This window comes from uncultured Nostoc sp. (genome assembly GCF_964245445.1).
Taxonomy (GTDB): Bacteria; Cyanobacteriota; Cyanobacteriia; order Cyanobacteriales; family Nostocaceae; genus Nostoc.
This window is the reverse complement of the sequence record NZ_CAXTNE010000180.1, coordinates 1-16,778: the sequence shown is the minus strand read 5'-3', so window position 1 is coordinate 16,778 and position 16,778 is coordinate 1. Positions and strand designations below refer to the sequence as shown.

General features: G+C 39.9%; 16 protein-coding genes. 6 read left to right on the top strand and 10 right to left on the bottom strand.

The features are described 5' to 3' along the window. Nucleotides 1-593: 593 nt before the first annotated feature. From ACFE90_RS25075 to modD, 4 genes are all read right to left on the bottom strand, one after another. Nucleotides 594-803: a molybdopterin-binding protein gene (locus tag ACFE90_RS25075; protein WP_375505167.1), complete on the bottom strand. Its 210-nt coding sequence runs from the start codon at nucleotides 801-803 to the stop codon at nucleotides 594-596. Nucleotides 804-1,189: 386 nt separating this feature from the next. Then, nucleotides 1,190-2,128 (bottom strand): molybdate ABC transporter substrate-binding protein, encoded by a 939-nt coding sequence (gene modA / locus ACFE90_RS25070; protein ID WP_375505166.1) that lies wholly within the window; start codon nucleotides 2,126-2,128, stop codon nucleotides 1,190-1,192. Nucleotides 2,129-2,483: 355 nt separating this feature from the next. Next, a complete protein-coding gene (locus ACFE90_RS25065) occupies nucleotides 2,484-3,161 on the bottom strand; it encodes a hypothetical protein (RefSeq protein ID WP_375505165.1) in 678 nt (225 codons plus the stop codon). 923 nt (nucleotides 3,162-4,084) lie between these two features. Further along, nucleotides 4,085-4,936 carry a ModD protein gene (gene modD / locus ACFE90_RS25060; RefSeq protein WP_375505164.1) on the bottom strand — a complete coding sequence of 284 codons (852 nt, stop codon included), beginning with the start codon at nucleotides 4,934-4,936 and terminating at the stop codon, nucleotides 4,085-4,087. A gap of 267 nt (nucleotides 4,937-5,203) precedes the next feature. On the opposite strand from modD, the gene ACFE90_RS25055 reads away from it, so the two are divergent. Continuing rightward, the gene (locus ACFE90_RS25055; RefSeq protein WP_375505163.1) at nucleotides 5,204-5,911 is read left to right on the top strand and encodes a 2OG-Fe(II) oxygenase family protein; all 708 of its coding nucleotides are present in this window, start codon (nucleotides 5,204-5,206) and stop codon (nucleotides 5,909-5,911) included. A gap of 552 nt (nucleotides 5,912-6,463) precedes the next feature. Here ACFE90_RS25055 and ACFE90_RS25050 read toward each other — a convergent pair. The 3 genes from ACFE90_RS25050 to ACFE90_RS25040 all read right to left on the bottom strand — a co-directional run bounded on the left by ACFE90_RS25050 (nucleotide 6,464) and on the right by ACFE90_RS25040 (nucleotide 8,617). After that, on the bottom strand, nucleotides 6,464-6,787 hold the full coding sequence (locus ACFE90_RS25050) for a hypothetical protein (RefSeq protein WP_109007228.1): 324 nt from the start codon (nucleotides 6,785-6,787) through the stop codon (nucleotides 6,464-6,466). Nucleotides 6,788-7,229: 442 nt separating this feature from the next. Further along, entirely contained in the window at nucleotides 7,230-7,409 is a 180-nt protein-coding gene (locus ACFE90_RS25045; RefSeq protein ID WP_012407782.1) for a chlorophyll a/b-binding protein, read from the bottom strand. Nucleotides 7,410-7,774: 365 nt separating this feature from the next. Then, entirely contained in the window at nucleotides 7,775-8,617 is an 843-nt protein-coding gene (locus ACFE90_RS25040; RefSeq protein ID WP_375505168.1) for an MBL fold metallo-hydrolase, read from the bottom strand. A gap of 260 nt (nucleotides 8,618-8,877) precedes the next feature. On the opposite strand from ACFE90_RS25040, the gene ACFE90_RS25035 reads away from it, so the two are divergent. Both ACFE90_RS25035 and ACFE90_RS25030 read left to right on the top strand, forming a co-directional pair. Continuing rightward, nucleotides 8,878-9,144, top strand: coding sequence for a Precorrin-3B methylase (locus ACFE90_RS25035; RefSeq protein WP_100897963.1), 267 nt, complete (start codon nucleotides 8,878-8,880; stop codon nucleotides 9,142-9,144). 305 nt (nucleotides 9,145-9,449) lie between these two features. After that, a complete protein-coding gene (locus tag ACFE90_RS25030) occupies nucleotides 9,450-10,301 on the top strand; it encodes an alpha/beta hydrolase (RefSeq protein ID WP_375505162.1) in 852 nt (283 codons plus the stop codon). A gap of 76 nt (nucleotides 10,302-10,377) precedes the next feature. On the opposite strand, the gene ACFE90_RS25025 is transcribed toward ACFE90_RS25030, so the two are convergent. Beyond that, on the bottom strand, nucleotides 10,378-11,451 hold the full coding sequence (locus ACFE90_RS25025) for a WD40 repeat domain-containing protein (RefSeq protein ID WP_375505161.1): 1,074 nt from the start codon (nucleotides 11,449-11,451) through the stop codon (nucleotides 10,378-10,380). Nucleotides 11,452-11,690: 239 nt separating this feature from the next. Between ACFE90_RS25025 and ACFE90_RS25020 the strand changes: the two genes are divergently transcribed. After that, nucleotides 11,691-11,873 carry a hypothetical protein gene (locus ACFE90_RS25020; RefSeq protein WP_375505160.1) on the top strand — a complete coding sequence of 61 codons (183 nt, stop codon included), beginning with the start codon at nucleotides 11,691-11,693 and terminating at the stop codon, nucleotides 11,871-11,873. 288 nt (nucleotides 11,874-12,161) lie between these two features. Next, the gene (locus ACFE90_RS25015; protein ID WP_375505159.1) at nucleotides 12,162-12,860 is read left to right on the top strand and encodes a pentapeptide repeat-containing protein; all 699 of its coding nucleotides are present in this window, start codon (nucleotides 12,162-12,164) and stop codon (nucleotides 12,858-12,860) included. A gap of 362 nt (nucleotides 12,861-13,222) precedes the next feature. On the opposite strand, the gene ACFE90_RS25010 is transcribed toward ACFE90_RS25015, so the two are convergent. Both ACFE90_RS25010 and ACFE90_RS25005 read right to left on the bottom strand, forming a co-directional pair. Continuing rightward, complete coding sequence (locus ACFE90_RS25010; RefSeq protein ID WP_375505158.1) at nucleotides 13,223-14,203, bottom strand: aldo/keto reductase; 981 nt, start codon at nucleotides 14,201-14,203, stop codon at nucleotides 13,223-13,225. Between the two features lie 316 nt (nucleotides 14,204-14,519). Beyond that, nucleotides 14,520-14,954 (bottom strand): hypothetical protein, encoded by a 435-nt coding sequence (locus ACFE90_RS25005; RefSeq protein WP_375505157.1) that lies wholly within the window; start codon nucleotides 14,952-14,954, stop codon nucleotides 14,520-14,522. Between the two features lie 301 nt (nucleotides 14,955-15,255). On the opposite strand from ACFE90_RS25005, the gene ilvA reads away from it, so the two are divergent. Next, nucleotides 15,256-16,767, top strand: coding sequence for a threonine ammonia-lyase, biosynthetic (gene ilvA / locus ACFE90_RS25000; RefSeq protein WP_375505156.1), 1,512 nt, complete (start codon nucleotides 15,256-15,258; stop codon nucleotides 16,765-16,767). The last annotated feature ends 11 nt before the right edge of the window (nucleotides 16,768-16,778 follow it).

Below are 16,778 nucleotides of genomic sequence, written 5' to 3'. Positions count from 1 at the left end.
ATTTTTAGCGATCGCTGGTTTTTGATCCTACCTCACCAAATCGCGTTGCTCCCTCTAGCGACTACCTTTTGGCTACCAGAGCCTTAAACCATTTAATTATCAAATTATTAAGAATATTTTGCCTATTTGAATGGAAGTCAGAAAAAAGATATATACAACAGATAAATGAAAGCGAATCCAGACTAATAATTTATTGGCAAATCACTACTGACCCAAATAATTTACCAAAAAATCAGACATGGTATGTAAAAACAGATTGAAAAAGTGACATTGATTTTGTTTCATATTCAAACTTGTCTCTAACTGTATCTAGAACAGTCAATTTTGATTCAGTCACAAAATCATCGTCCCAATCAATTGATTCAGTTTCATTAGACCTCTTGCACAAATGCAAAATTCGCCCACCCTGCGGGAGCTTGCTACATCCCCCAACCTCTTCTTCCAATTTTGGGAGAAGGGGAGCTAATTTCAAAGTCCCTCTCCTAAGCTTGGGAGAGGGATTTAAGGTGAAAGCTCATTGATTCATGCAAGAAGTCTATTATCAAGTATCAATCCTGTGTCCAAACCCAAGGTGCATATCTACTCATTTCGAGCTATTCTGTACCAATTATGACATCCGACGCTTTAATTACAGCGATCGCTTGTTTTCCCTCTTGAAGTTGGAGATGCTCTACTGACTCTTTGGTAATAATTGCAGTTATTTCCACCCCAGGCACAATTTCTAATATGACCTCAGAGTTGACTGCTCCTGTGTGAATCTCCTTAATAGTTCCTTTTAAGGAATTACGAGCGCTAACTTCCATACTTTAATCCTCCTTAGTTATAGAATAATTCTGAACTAGATTATAGTAACAATTATCAGATTGTTGGATTATCCTCATTTAGTGAGATGTTATCTTCTGCCTTATAGAAGAACTTAGATATCAGACTGGTATTAGAAGATGCTGAAAAAGTCGATAGTGGAATAGTAAAATGGACAGTTAAAGCTTGGCAGAACATTCATTCAAAACTGTTTTTAGTAATGTGTCTACTTAATTATTTTGGTGCATTCTGATAATTATTGGTACATAAGCTAATCGTAATTCATTTTTATAGAATGATTTACTCGTAGTAAGGGCTATACAATTGATTGCCTCTGCCAACAATCATTTTCCGATCGCTACAATTTTGATTCAGTTTATCCAAGATTTTAAACTTGTATCTTTTGCTTTGGATCTACCAATTTTTTCTTGAGTGCTAAACCCATAGCCGTAGCTAGTAATAGTCCCCAAACATAGTTGGGTTCGGGTACTGATTTGGTGGGGCTAGTAAAGCCATACTTATGCAAAATTTGCTGTCCTTTCTCTGACAAAATATAATCTGCTAGTTTCTGTGCGTTCGGGTCAGCATTTTTGATAACTGTTAAACCGAATGGTGCTGCAACAGACAAATAATCTGGTAGCCCAACTACTTGCAAGCTCGGATCAATTTTTTGCGATGCGATCGCGCCAGTATAGTAACTTAAGAAAACATCTGCTTGCTGAGTTTTGTCAAGAAAATATACTAAGCTGTCCTGTCCTGATGGGACTATTGGGGAATTCGTTCCACCTGTTAATTGCAAGGCCTTACTATTGAGCGTATCAAAACTACCAGGGTTTTTTGAATTAGCTTGAGTAAATATCTGTTGAGTGTAGTCTCCAAGAGGATCTAATATAGGTGTTGCAATTCCCAACTTGATATTGGGATTTAGTAAGTAATCTAACACCTGATTTGGTGTAATTTTTGCCTGGGAATACTTTGATGAAAACACCGCTACAATCTGGTTTTGAGTAAATTCCACTGGCTGACTGCTCAACCCCTTAATGTAAAGTTTTTGGGGATTTCCAATATCTGCACTAGCAAAGACATCAGCAGTAGGTTGTCCCAGTTGGAGTTCTGTTTCTATTGCTTGCTCTCTAATCCCTGATGGCCCAAATACTGTATTCGTTCCTATTCCTGTTTCTTGGGTGAAGTCTTGGCTGACTTCCGTTAGTGCATTTCTTAAACTACCTGCTCCATATAAGTTGAGATTAGCTGCAAAAGCTTGATTTGGTATCAGAACACTAAAGGCACAAGCTGCCAAAGAACCTATCAAAAAATATTTTTTCATCTGTTCGCTAAAATCTTCAAGTTTTTGGGTATTTTATCCTCAAAGCTAACATTACCAACTTAGTTGGAACAATGTCAATTACTTTATATAGACAAATATTGGCTTTGTTACTTACAATGCGGTTCGGTTAAGAAAGTTATCAGTTGAGGCAAGCAGTTATTGAGAAAAAATTATTGCTCAATAACTCTTTTCTTCCCCTGCCTCAACAGCTTATCCAAACCCTATTGGGCTTTGTTAATTATTGAAGACATGGTGGGCGTAAAACTTGCTTTTCACCTGTCATACTCAATAGATTTACAAATGTCTCCAGAAGTTATTGCTGATATTATTGAGATTGACAACCTTAGTCTCTATATCAGAAATATTTTGGTTTCAAAGGAGAAGGAGGAGCAGATAATATGACGATATTTGTCACATTACTAACGTAACGACCTCCAGCTTTGTCACCTGGAACTACTAAACGAGCAAATCCTTCGTCTGTTAAAGGCACGACTTTACCATCATTACCTTTTTTTGCAAATGCAACTAGCACTGTTTTTCCTTCAAAGTTAGGTTGAATTTCACCAATAGCTACGACTGCACCATAGCAATCTGTGGCGTCAACTAGAACATATTGCCTCAGAAAAGAGTTTTTGGAATTCACCCCAGAATTCCCAGGTTTTAGACCACCTCCGGCTTTCGGATTATTAATCAATTCCCATAGGGGGACTCCATAGTATGTTTCTGTTCGTGGCCCTGAGCCGGTTTGGAAGCTTACAGTAATTTCAGTAACTAATGCTGGATTTTGTTTTTTTAAAGTATCTTGTAAATTTCGCAGTTTTTGCAAGTTATAAGTGGCTGGATTATTGAGTTCTCCACCCAAGCGAAAACTTTGCGAAGAACCTCCAAGACACTTATTTTTATCCCAGAGAGAAGGTATTTTTTCTTCTTGCTCCGAGGGAAGGCCACTTCTTGAATCAGCTAAAGTGGGCTGCCATAAGACCAGTATCGATAGTATTAAAGACGCAATGGGTATCGTGCGGGTAAAACGCATAAAACATTTCTCCGTTTACTATTGAATATTGAAAAAACTAGATTGTTTTGCTCAAAGCTATTTGCTCACCAAAAATTAGTATCGTTATCGCCAAAATTGAGCAATTTGACAATAGATTCTGTTAGACGAAAATAAAAACGGTTCTATCGTTAAACTTTCAACTCCTTGCCAGACACTACTAAATAGCTAGTTTTTAATATGAGTTATTAAAAACTAGTAAATCCTGACGCCAAAGTTAGTCGCAAACCTCTTGTTAGATTTGCGTTTTTCCAAATGGATAAGTGTATCTGTGTAATCTAATGAAGATAATACCAACTTATTGAGTAAAATACCAACCAATATAGTAATCAAATACGAACAAAATTAATTTTTATTTCTTTTTAAAATAGTTCAGCTTAATATTGTATAGAAACTAAGCTGTCGTTATTTACCTTATAAATAGGTAACTATCAAGTTAATAAACTCTTTATAAGGAACGTGGATTAAATAAAATGCAAAACTTCATCCTGTATCTAGCTTCCCTCTCCAACATATCGGAGAGGGATTGAGGGTGAGGTAAGCTAGGGACATAAATTGTATGTTATTTAATTCTTATTCCTAAGTGAGACTCACCTGTAAATTGGAAAACTGTCCGAGTTATGGAGAAGGGTTGTAGTTGTCCTGACACTATAGTTGAAGCAAAACCATACAGCAACTAAACTATTCCGTGTATACAACCAATAGACCAAATAAATGCTACAATTACTAGTGCGGTGAATAGAGCGATAAATGGCTATATCGCTCTATTTCATCAACTGCTTAAGAGCTTCGTAAAACGCCCACTTACTTCCATTCTAAGTCTTGCCTAAGCGCTGTTCTTTCTGGCTCAACTCCTACGTTTTGACAACTGCAATCTTAAGTATCAAACTAAATATCAAAATGCACTACTCTGCCATCGTCATTTTGACTGCAATATCGCATGGCTTACCAAAGTACGGTGAACTTGTCACTAAAATATTTACACCGGTGCTAGCATAATCCTTTATATTTTCGGAGGTAATACCACCAGCTGCTGCTAGTTTTAAGTTTGGATATTGCTGCTTCAACTTCAAAACTAGAGTCTCAAGGTCTGGTAGGGGAATTTTATCAAACTGAATTAAATCTACACCTGCTTGAGCAGCCATCCAAGCATCTTTTGCTGTATCTACTTCAACGCAAATATGTTGTTCTGGAAACTGTCGTCGCAGTTCATTCATGCGCTCAATTAGCCCAATTATACCTCCCAGGAATATCAGGTGTTGGTTAAAAATCAGAACTGTTTCAGATAATCCTAAGCGATGAAAAAAGCCCCCGCCAGCTAGAACTGCTTTGATGGAAAGCGCTCTAGTACCTGGAAAACATTTACGAGTAGTCACAATAGAAACAGACTGATTTACTGTTTTGGCAGTATCTACTAATACTCTTGTACGCGAAGCAATGCCAGAGGCGTATTCCATCAAATTTAAAGCAACTCTCCAGCCACTATGCAAAGCTTGAGCAGTGCCACTAGCTTGAAGAATTAATTGCTTCTCCTGGCAGACTGTACCACTTTCGACTTGATAATGAACTTCGGCACCACAATATTTTAATACTCTGGCTGCTTCTTCAGTAGCGCAAATGGTCATCGGATGACGGGTAGAAAACTCGATTTCACCAGGTTGCTTGCCAATGCCAAGCCCGTAGGTTGTCAAATCTAGGTAGGGAACATCTTCCTGAATTAACCTAGCGATCGCCTCATCTGAGAAGAAAACACTCATTTTAGTTTTATGATCGGCTGATAAATAAATAGCTCAATCAAGATTCACACTCAACCTAATCTCATTCAGTTGTAGGAATTGTAATAATTACTACTATTCTCCCAAATAGTTAGTAACAAAATAACTTTGTTAAGAAAGAATATATACCTCAGTCGCCAAAATTAGTTAAATGCTGAAATTGGAAACTATTGACTTATAATATCAAGCTTGAATTTAGCAATCATACAGATAGTGTAAATTACTAACATAATCCAAAGAAGATTGAGAATGCTAAATTTAGATGCCATTTATCATACAACAATGCAATCAGTTCCATACAGTTATGCAGTGATAGAGAATTTGTTGCCCAAAGCAGCTAGCTTGGAACTTGCTGCCAGCTTTCCCCAGGAACAGTTTCGCTTATCAATAGGGGAAGGATATGGGTATCTTTGGAGTGAGATGCTTGCTAGTAATGAGGATATTGCTTTGATGTACAAATTTTGTGATGGCGCCAGCCCTGAGTTGTCAGATCGTTGGCGCGATCGCATTACACAAGGAAGATTATCTTCTAATCTTGGTAATCTCAGCAGTATTTGGCGACAAATGATAGAAGAACTGTGGACACCTGCTTACCGCCAAGCCTTAACACAGATGTCTGGGGTGGAATTGAAAGACTGTGCAATGGTGATTGGCTTTCGTCGATATAATCTAGGTCACTGTCATCGCCCTCATACTGATGAACCATCGAAAGCTTTGACTCATTTGCTATTTTTCAATGAACAATGGCCTATGGACTGGGGTGGTTGTTTGCGAATTCTCCTTGACGAAAAACCAGAATCTGTCTTCCAAGATATTGCACCACTGAACCAGTTTTCGGCCGTGATTGTGCGCTCAGATAATTCCTGGCACATGGTAACTCCAGTAGCATCGACTGCACTACAGTGCCGATTGGCTCTCAGGATTGCTTTTTTTCACAATCTCGATGCAGGTGCTTAGTCGATAGTAAAAATCCAATTTCTACACAAAAGGCGATCGCCTCTATTTTCTGGAAACAAGTAGTTAACTAACAATACAAAAGGCAGTTAGCTTTCTTACAGAGTATTCTGATTATATGAGTGCAACTATAGCAGTCATACCTACTTTGTAAGCATATCCCCAACTTCTGAAAAGGTTGGAGATATGCTTACAAATGCTGTATTTTTAAACCTGCTTTTCGCTTATACAGTAATAAAGTTATACCACCCATGACTAACATGGCACCATCCGCGCATTCAGCAAAAAAACTAATCTGATGGGAAAGCTGCTTACTTATAAATATCCTATTTGATTAGGTTAGCTGACTTCAGGGTAATGTTTGGGTTAGGCTACGCTTAGGCAATACCAGCACCTTCATAACCAACGATTACTGCACTTTCGCTTTCTGGAAGCGATATTTTAGGCTACGCTTAGGCAATACCATATTAGTGCGGAGGGGTTAAAGGCGTGTTGCGAATTGGAAGCGATATTTTAGGCTACGCTTAGGCAATACCAGCACCCTCATAACCAACCTTACTTGCCAACGTCTTCAAAGTCTGTTATTGCACAAGCAAACTCCCTAAAAGCTGTTTTAATCAAAACCTCTTTTGTCCCCCTTTCCAACGAAGAATTGCGTATGAGGTCTGTTAATTCTATGAACAGCAGAGAAAACATAAAACGATCTTGGCGGTCAACTTGTTTCAAGCACGACGATATAAACTGATAAAGCTCTGTTTTTCTAGGTTTAGTTTGTTCTTCCCATATTTGTAAACCAAGCCGAAAAGTTTTCAAACGGATTTCATTACTGTTGAAGGACGCGTCTTTGTAGCGGACTGATACGCGTTGGGGTATTTCCATGAGTTTTAGCTATACATATTCAATGTAAAGTAATTATTCACTTATATTTTGGCTCAACCGGAAAAATATGATATTTTGCACCAATTTTAACAACCACCATAGGTTAGGGACTTCCAACTAAAACAATATCCTATTGCGGTGTAGGCAGGGGGGCTATTAGCTGTCTTGCTGGGGGAGAAAGAAAAATATTATCTGAGTAAATTGGATAATTTATTTTCTGGAAGTCCCTTAGAAACGAATTATTGGCGTGGACTGATGCTAATTCATTTTAACTAAATAGATTGCTAAAGTATTTATACTTAGAAACGAATTATTGGCGTGGACTGATGCTAATTCAGTGTATGCTCCAAAAGTATGGCATCGGAAGTCCCTTAGAAACGAATTATTGGCGTGAACTGAGCAGTTAAGGGTAGCACGGGTGTGCTACCCTGCTAGCATTAATTTAGAGGATGCCCCAGAAATGGAGTAAGCCTTGACCAGAAAAAGCTTCAATCAAAATCGCAGATAAAAAACCAATCATCGCAAGACGACCGTTCCAGTTTTCACTCTGAGGAGTGAAGCCAAAACGTACAGCATTAGGATCTTCTGAAACAATAGGCGCAGGATTCTTAAAACCTGTCATCAGTAAAACTCCAAAGTTCAAGTGTTGTAGCAATTGTAACTGTCTGTAAAGTAATGTAACAGATGTTTAAAAAAATGCAACATTGAGAATAAAGAAAATCTGCTCAACATTTTTTCATTTCGATTCACGTTGTAGAGTAAAAGTGCTTTCTGAAATTTTGTGTAGGCGTAGCCCGCCGCAGGCATCCCCTGTAGCAAAGATTCTGCTGTTTCTTGCTCTCAATGCTTATTGAAATCCACTTGAGCAGGTATTAAAAGCTTGACAAGCTTAAGTAAGACATTTTACCTTGAATTAAAACTCATCAACGCATCTCAGCAGAACCTTGAAAACCGCATAATTTCGTTGAGATGCATTGAGTTTTTGAACTAATTGGAAGCTGTTGAGCGCAAATTGTCTTTCTGCAATTGCGAATTATCTTGGTCAGCGAAAGTTTTGAACTCGATCGCATCATGGCTACAAAAGAGGCGCACGTCACTACTGTGGTCGAGCGATAACGCACGTAACTTTTCTTGATTATAAAGTCGAGCCTTGCGGTCTACCTCCATGAACGACTGGTAGGCACGTAGACCAGGCGTACAAACTCGTTTAGGAGAGCCGATTTCGTGTCGATAAAAGTAAGCATCGCCTGCATGTAAAAGCCAACCTTCGGATGTCTCAATGGCGATACCTGCATGACCCCGTGTGTGACCGACGAGTGGTATCAGGAGAATTTCGGGCGGTAGTCCTTCGAGGTTGCGTACTGCCTCAAAGCCGAACCAAGGTTCACCACCAGCCGAATAATACTTCCAATTTTTTACTTCGTCCCACTGGCCAGGGCGGTAACGTCGAGATGAGACAAAGCCTTGCCGTTCTTTGGCTGCTTCAATCTCACTGAGCATTACATGTACAGTTGCTTCGGGAAAATCTTCCAACCCGCCTGCATGGTCAAAATCGAGGTGAGTAAGCACTATATGACGGACATCGCGCGGGTTCAAGCCGAGCTGCTCAATAGCTGTAACCGCCGTGTATTTTTCTTCAAACTTGATACGATTCAAATTCATGAAGAAGGGGCTAAGTCTTGATAATGGCGCTTTGACATCGCGCTGACCGAAGCCTGTATCTATGAGAACGAGTCCCTGATTTGTCTCGATGAGCAGACAGTGACAGACGAGACAGGCTGTTAGCCCACGACTAAAACCGTCGAAGAGTGCCCCACCAATCGGGCACATACAACCGCAATTAAGATGATGAATACGCATAAATTATTCTACCGAGCATCAATCTCTTTTAAAGACGAAACAATATGGATAATCAACATACTTAGGAGTGAAGAAATTTATGTTTTTACAGGATTTAATTGCTAAGTTACTTTTGCAGTCTGTGTCTAAAGTCTAGTGAAATCGATTTGCGGGTTTGACTTGCTTGGGTTGTAATTGTGAGAATGAGTCTGACTCGCTACGATCGCATTATAAATTTATCGCATCTGAGTATGGCAAAGCAGGACGCTCCACTCACAGGAGAAGCGCTAATTAAGGAAGTCTGTCGGCGGATTCGGGTAGCCCGCAGCTATTGGGATGCTCACAACAATGCTGCTTGTAGAGGTGAACGCGATCGCGCAATCTTCCTTTACAATACACTGAGCAAGGAACAAAAAGAGCAGATTCCGCAAGTGTTGCGCGTCTGGCTGCGCTATCGCAGTGAGAAGTACTTTGGCGCACACCGAACACCGCCCAAATCGGCACGAAAATCAAAATAGTCCTTATTGGGTATGATATTCAGTCGATCACAGCTACAGCAAGTAAAAAAACTTTTTTACTTGCTGTAGAGCAAAATATTGTAACTTAGTAACTTGCAATCTGCTGTGTTAAACTCATTTATTCATTCATCAGTGGTATAGAATACCCAACTAAATTCTGACGACTAGTACAGGGCGGCGTAAATCAAGCTACCATTTTAAAACTTGTAAAAGCCTTAATATACAAAACTTTTGACTTTTAACTTCCGCCTTCCGATACTAGCGCCTTCATTATTGCTCAAGGTTTATCCTAAAAATAAAATTTAATGGAAAAACAGCAACTTATAAAATTGCTAATTGGTGATTTGACTTGGCAACGACTGCTTAAATCTTTAATATTTATTTATATCTTTTTTAGTGGATATGTATATTTTCAGTCAGATAGCATGATTTTTATGTCTAAACCTTCTACCTATGAGGATAATCCAGGAATTATTAAGTTACAAAGTGGGGTAAATACTAAAATTTCAGCTACATATTTATTGAACAATAAAGCTAATTATACCATTCTTTATTCTCATGGTAATTCTGAAGATTTAGGAGATATTAAACAAATCCTAAAAAGATTACACGACTGGGATTTTAGTGTCTTTGCCTATGATTATCGTGGTTATGGTACGAGTCAAGGAAAGCCAACAGAAAGTCATGCTTATGAAGATATCAATAGCGCTTACAATTATTTGACGCAAAATTTAAAAATATCACCTGAAAGAATTATAGTTTTGGGGCGTTCGGTTGGCGGTGGTTCTGCGGTAAACTTAGCAATGCAGAAACCACTAGCTGGTTTAATTATTGAAAGTTCGTTTATTTCCGCTTTCCAAGTAATAGTACCTTTTCGGATTTTACCTTTTGATAAATTTTCCAATTTGGAGAAGATAAAAAAAGTCAAATGTCCCATATTGGTGATTCATGGGAAAGCAGACGATATCATTCCTTTTGCTCATGGAGAAAAATTGTTCAATGCTGCAATATCTCCAAAACTTTCTTTATGGGTTGAAGATGCAAATCATAATGATTTATTCTGGGTAGCTGAAGAAAAGTATCAAAAAACTTTGCAAAACTTTACTAAGCTTGTAAAGGCAAATCAGCAATTATCCCATCATACTATTCTGCCTTAGATACCATTTATAAAGTAAAACTAAAGTAGAGTGTGTTACAGCTTTAGCTTAACGCACCATCTTATAACTAATGCTGTTAGTTAATTTGCCAAATATGGATAGTGCCATCCTCATTGCTACTAGCAAGGGTTTTACTATCTGGGCTAAGAGCAAGCCCTAAAACAGAACTGGAACCATCTCGAAAGGTGTGCAAGAGTTTTAAAGTCTCTAAACTCCACAGTTTAATACTGCCATCATAATTACCGCAGATGAGAATTTTTCCATCGGGGCTGATGGTAAGAGATTCAACTGAACTAAAATTGTCAGGAAACTCATGCAGGAGTTTTCCAGTTTGAAGATTCCATAACTTCAGGGTGCTAATTGCACGATTTCGAGAAACGAGTTGACCAAAACTGCCAGTGACGAGCTTTTTGCTATCTGGAGTAATGGCAATAGCATCAACTCCGGTTTTGTGCCCTTTGAGAATATGGCGTGTTTTTTTAGTTTGCAGATCAATGAGTCTAATTGTATTGTCATCGCCACCCCCAGCACTTACAAGGGTTTGCATATCAGGGCTAATTGCAACCTTACTGACAAAGCCTGAGTGTGCAGCAATGGTATCAAGCAGCTTAAATGTGTGTAAATCCCAAAGTTTGATTGTATGATCATCACTGCCACTAGCAATCAATCTACCATCTGAACTAATAGCAACGGTTTCTACTGGCTGGGTATGTCCACTTTCGCTGTTAAGCATTAATTGAGTGTGTAAATCCCAAACCTTCATTGTTGGGGTAGTTATCCCACCACTTACAATCAGCTTGCCATCTGGACTAATAGCAATTGATGTAACACCATCTGAGCGAGCATATAAACTACGCAGCAATTTTCCAGTACGTAGATTCCAAGCTTTAATTGTATCATCTCTACCTCCACTAATCAGGGTTTGCCCATCGGGGCTAATAGCAATTGCTGGAACACCAAAAATCGCTTTTTTGTGTCCAGTCAGTGTATGAACAAGTTGAATATGTATTTGAGGCTGAGTAATTGTACTCTTGATAATGGGGGGATTTGAACCGGAAGAATGTACATTAATGACAATCACAGTGATGTTTACTGCGATCGCTAAGGCTGTAATAGCTAGTTTGGACTTAAAAAAATTCAATAATTTCATGGCAGTGAGGAACGCAATTATATAATAGGGTTCCCATTTAATGGGTTGCGATGTCTACGGCGGGCAGGTACGCCATCGCACTCTCACCACATTTGAATAGATAACTTTTAGTAAAGTTCGTTAAGCACGTCAAATTTAGGTCGGTTGTTACACACACCAGCCTGATTGTGATTAGTCATAATGTAGTGTAGTAGTGCAATATATCGCGCTGTTACAAAAGTTAAATACAGAGGTAAACTATGTTTCCTTTTTGGGGTAATGCCTGTTATGGAAGCGAACCTATTTCGCGCAAAGCTGGCTTAGAGCGGAAATTAAAATTCTTGATTTGGATACGAGATGATTTAGAGTCCAGACTGGCTGGCATTAATGCTTCTATTGAGACCATTCGGCAGCAAATAGAACGCTCAGACTCAGCTGCTTAGAACTTAGTTCTTGCAGAGTTTGTACTTAAGTCGATTGTAACTCCCTTGTGACTGGGTGCTGTAGATGGGCTGCATCAGTTTTGTAAGTCTTTGTGCAGCGCTCTGTCACTAGCTGGCACATAAAAGAAAAGAGGCAGTCTTGAAAAGCGAAGCCCAGTTTTTTGTAATGGTGTCTGGTAGAACTAAGCTTGAATAAATAATTCAAGGCAGAGATAGAGTAAGCTAGAGTTTATTAATCTCTTGAAGTTAGAGCCGTAATCGTCACTTAACGCGCCAAAACTTATAGAAATGAAAAATATTATCTCCATTGGTTGGAATAGCTGGTTAAAAGGCCACAAAGAATCTATTTTACTATTTGACTCAATTGCTGCCGCTAGTGAAATTGCCTTTATACTTAACGGTCAGTGGGATGGTTGCAATGGTGTGATAATAGCTAAATGTGATGAGGTAGCTGTTAATACTGTTACCAAACTATTAGAAGCTGCATGGTGTTATCAAGGCGCATCAAAAGCTGTTTTAGACAGAATAGCAACTGATGAAATTTTACGCCGTTATGCAATCGGAGAAAGAAATTTTATTAATGCTAATTTGAGGTGTGCAGTATTTACATCAGTGAAACTGAATGAAATTAATCTAAGTTATGCGAAGTTGAGTTGGGCAGACCTAAGTAAAGCCAATTTAAGTAAAGCTGATTTAACAGCAGCAGACCTAAGTCAAGCTAATTTAAGTGGAGCCGACCTGAGTAAGGCATACCTTATGAGGGCAAACCTAAAGGGAGCAGACCTACAATTAGCAGATATGAGGGGGGCTAACTTAAGTAGCGCTAACTTAAGTGAAGTTAACCTTACTGATGTAGATTTAACAGGAGCTAATCTATCGCTAGCTGACCTCAGAGGCGCAAATTTTCACTTCTGCAATTTGAGTGGGGCTAACCTCACAGGTGCTAAGTTTATTGAAAGTGACTTGGCTTTTGCTAAACATAATTAAGAGGTTTATGAGAATAATTCAGAACTTAGGAGCAAAGCCGGAGACTCTCCGCCTCCGGTCAGAATTCAGTATAAATTCTATAGAACTGGGTTCTGAATATTAGTTTAAAATCGTACTTTGTCCCGCCACGCGCTTTCGCCCCTAGCGATGCCCTGAGCTTGTCTAAGGGTGGGCAAAAGTAGTATTAAAAATTTTCGCCTTAAAACTCTATCTTTTTATGGATAGAGTATTCACCAATTCTGAATTCTGTATTCTGACTCCTGTTTTATGTCGGAATTTCTGTAAAATCCAAGTATTTTTCTTCTCCGACTTAAACCAGGTTTTTGCAATGATTCATATTCAAATTCAGCAACGTTGAAATTTTACTTAGTTTGAAATATATTTTGTACCATTTTTTTGTCTGCATTCGCTGCCGCCCTATCCAACTCTATAATCTCACTGGCGTCTAATTGCCAACCCAATGCACCAATATTCTCTTTTGCTTGTTCCAGGCTCTTTGCTCCAGGGATAGGAATGGTTCCTTTACAGATGCACCAATTAATTGCTACCTGAGACATAGTTTTGTTTCTGGACTGTGCCACCTCTTGTAAACATGCCAAAAGCGATCGCATTCCTGGTAATATCTGCCTAAACAGCAGACCTCGGATACCTTTGGGCAAAGGGCCTTGCTCAGAGTATTTTCCTGTCAATAGCCCCAAAGCCAGAGGGCTGTAGGCAATAAGTTTTATTCCCAACTCATCACAAAGGTCTTTGAGCTTTAGCTGGGTGACAGGATATGTAGACAACAAAGAGTATTGAACTTGCAAAGTACTAATAGAAACGCCTCGTTCAGCAAACTTTTTCTGCACTTGCTTAAGCCGTTTAGGCCCATAATTGGATAGTCCCACTCCCTTAACTAGTCTTTGCTCATACAAATCGGCAAGTCCATCTAACAGTCCTCTCTCTTGCCAAGGAGCATAATTCGCTGTAGACCAATGCATCTGTACCAAATCTACGTTTCTTCCCAGACGTTGGGCAGATGACTTACAAGCCTCTACCATTGATTTACGTGTCCATCTCCACGGGTAAGCAGCAAGCTTAGTCGCAATACAAATATTTTCTTTGCCTAAACCTACATATTCTTGGCTGAACCGTCCCAGAAGTAACTCACTGCGACCATTCAATCTCCCAGTTCCGTAAGAATCACCTGTATCAAATAAAGTCACATCGTTGCTTACACTAAGGTTAAACACCGCTTGCAACTGGTCATCCATACTTTCATCATATCCCCAAAGCAGTTGGTTGCCCCAGGCCCAAGTCCCGCAGCCCATACTTGGGAGTGTGAGTTTTTGGAGAGTCTGCATCTTTGCTCTCTGTAGATTGCCTTATTAATTATCAGACATATAGTCAGTAGACCGAAAAATTTTGCGATGCAAACTCTTGCAAAGGCTGACGCTCGTGACGCTCGATGACTCGCTAACGCTACGCTATCGCCCTTGGCGTCTCCCCTTGGGAGAGGACTCGCTACCGCTTCTCTACGAGACGCTGCGCGAACGCTAATGTCAACGGCGGGCGTAGCGATCGCTGCAAATATTAAAGTAGGATTTTTCATTATGCTAGACAAATGGTAGACATTCAAATTTATGTTCTACGATTTTTTCTGCACACAGATTATATTTCTTATATTTCGGATAAATCTATTGTGGAATTTGCAAGGAGCCAAGCTTTCTGAGTCCATGCGTTATTAAATAACCCGATTTCTGGTACTTTTAATTCAAATGAATGGGGTGGTGATTGTAGCAACAACGGCGAACCTTTGTCATGGGACTCCACTAAGTTAACTATCCAGGGAAGAAAGTCTAAAATTTCTTTTGGTAGTACAGTTAACTCAAAGTCCCACATCAAATTAAGACCTCGGCAAACTTGTCCTTTTCTGAACGTCGTGACTCTACCAGCACTCTTATTAATAGCCAGTCGAAGAATGAATGGGCGGAATGGGACAAATTCATCAGGTGCTGTATAAGCATATACATTTATATAGTTCAGTCTCTGCCTATGATCCATCCAAGATGCGATCGGAGAATTACTACTATAAGATGTACCAGTTATGCTCATCGGCAAATTCATAGCAGCAGCAAAGTTAGAGTAGAACTCACGCCTTAGTTCGCTAAACTTATCTGTTGGCCTAAATACTCGGACAGTTAGCGAAACTCTTTTAAAATGAATCTACCAACGATCGCACTGAATTTTAGGTCACTAAAAAAATTAAATTACGAACTTATTTCTCTTCAAACAGTAGTAATTTGTAAATTTTATTCACTCAAAACTTTGAGAGAGTGCAATTAAATAAAACCAGTGCGATCACTTGTAACGTAAAATTAGTTTCCATCCGGCATTTGCTAACACCTTGACGCCCATGTTTTGCGACTACCTCATCCAAATCTTGACTGCCCGTGTGTATGATGTTGCCCAGGAAACACCACTGGAGTATGCCCCAAATTTGTCTGCGCGGCTGAATAATCAACTGCTGCTGAAACGTGAGGATATGCAGTCAGTATTTTCCTTTAAACTGCGGGGTGCTTATAACAAAATGGTGCAGCTGCCACCAGATATATTGGCACAGGGTGTAATTGCCGCGTCTGCGGGGAACCATGCTCAGGGAGTCGCCCTTGCAGCCAATCGCTTAGGAACCAAAGCGATTATTGTTATGCCAGTAACCACACCGCAAGTCAAGGTGGACGCGGTTAGAATGAGGGGCGGAGCAGTCGTCTTACATGGAAACACTTACGACGATGCTTATAGCTATGCCCGTGAATTAGAAATAGAAAAAGGTTTGACGTTTATTCATCCTTTCGATGATCCTCATGTCATTGCTGGACAGGGAACAATTGGGATGGAAATTTTACGACAATATCAGCAACCCATCCATGCGATTTTTGTAGCGATTGGAGGGGGCGGATTAATTTCTGGGATTGGGGCTTATGTAAAACGCTTGCGTCCCGAAATCAAGATTATTGGCGTTGAGCCAATAGATGCTGATGCGATGTCTCAATCGCTAAAAGCTGGACATCGGGTGCGCTTGTCTCAAGTAGGGTTATTTGCTGATGGTGTGGCGGTGCGAGAAGTAGGTGAAGAAACCTTCCGTTTGTGTCAGCAGTATGTAGATGAAATTATTTTGGTGGATACAGATGATACTTGTGCTGCGATTAAAGATGTGTTTGAGGATACGCGATCAATTTTAGAACCAGCCGGTGCATTAGCGATCGCAGCTGCCAAAGCATACGCAGAACGAGAGCAAATCGAGGGACAAACCTTAATTGCTGTAGCCTGTGGTGCAAACATGAATTTTGATCGCCTCCGCTTTGTGGCAGAACGGGCAGAGTTGGGCGAACGCCGCGAAGCCATCTTTGCAGTCACAATTCCCGAGGAACGGGGAAGTATTCGCCAGTTTTGTGAATGTATTGGTAATCGTAATCTTACTGAGTTTAATTATCGCATTGCTGATGAAAAAACAGCCCATATTTTTGTCGGTGTGCAAATTAAAAATCGTGCTGATGCTGCCAAGATGGTAGAAAACTTTGAAGCTCAAGGATTTGAAACTCTTGATTTAACAGACGATGAACTAACTAAATTACATCTGCGGCACATGGTAGGTGGGCACTCTCTCCTGGCTCACAATGAATTGCTCTACCGTTTTGAGTTTCCTGAACGTCCCGGTGCATTGATGAAGTTTGTTACTTCCATGAGTCCCAATTGGAATATCAGTCTTTTTCACTACCGCAACAACGGGTCAGACTACGGACGAATCGTTGTTGGTATCCAGGTTCCCCCGCACGAGATGGAAGAGTGGCAAGCTTTTCTCGATAACCTGGGCTATCGCTATTGGGATGAAAACAAGAATCCGGCATACAAGCTGTTTTTGGGATAGGGGGGTGGGGA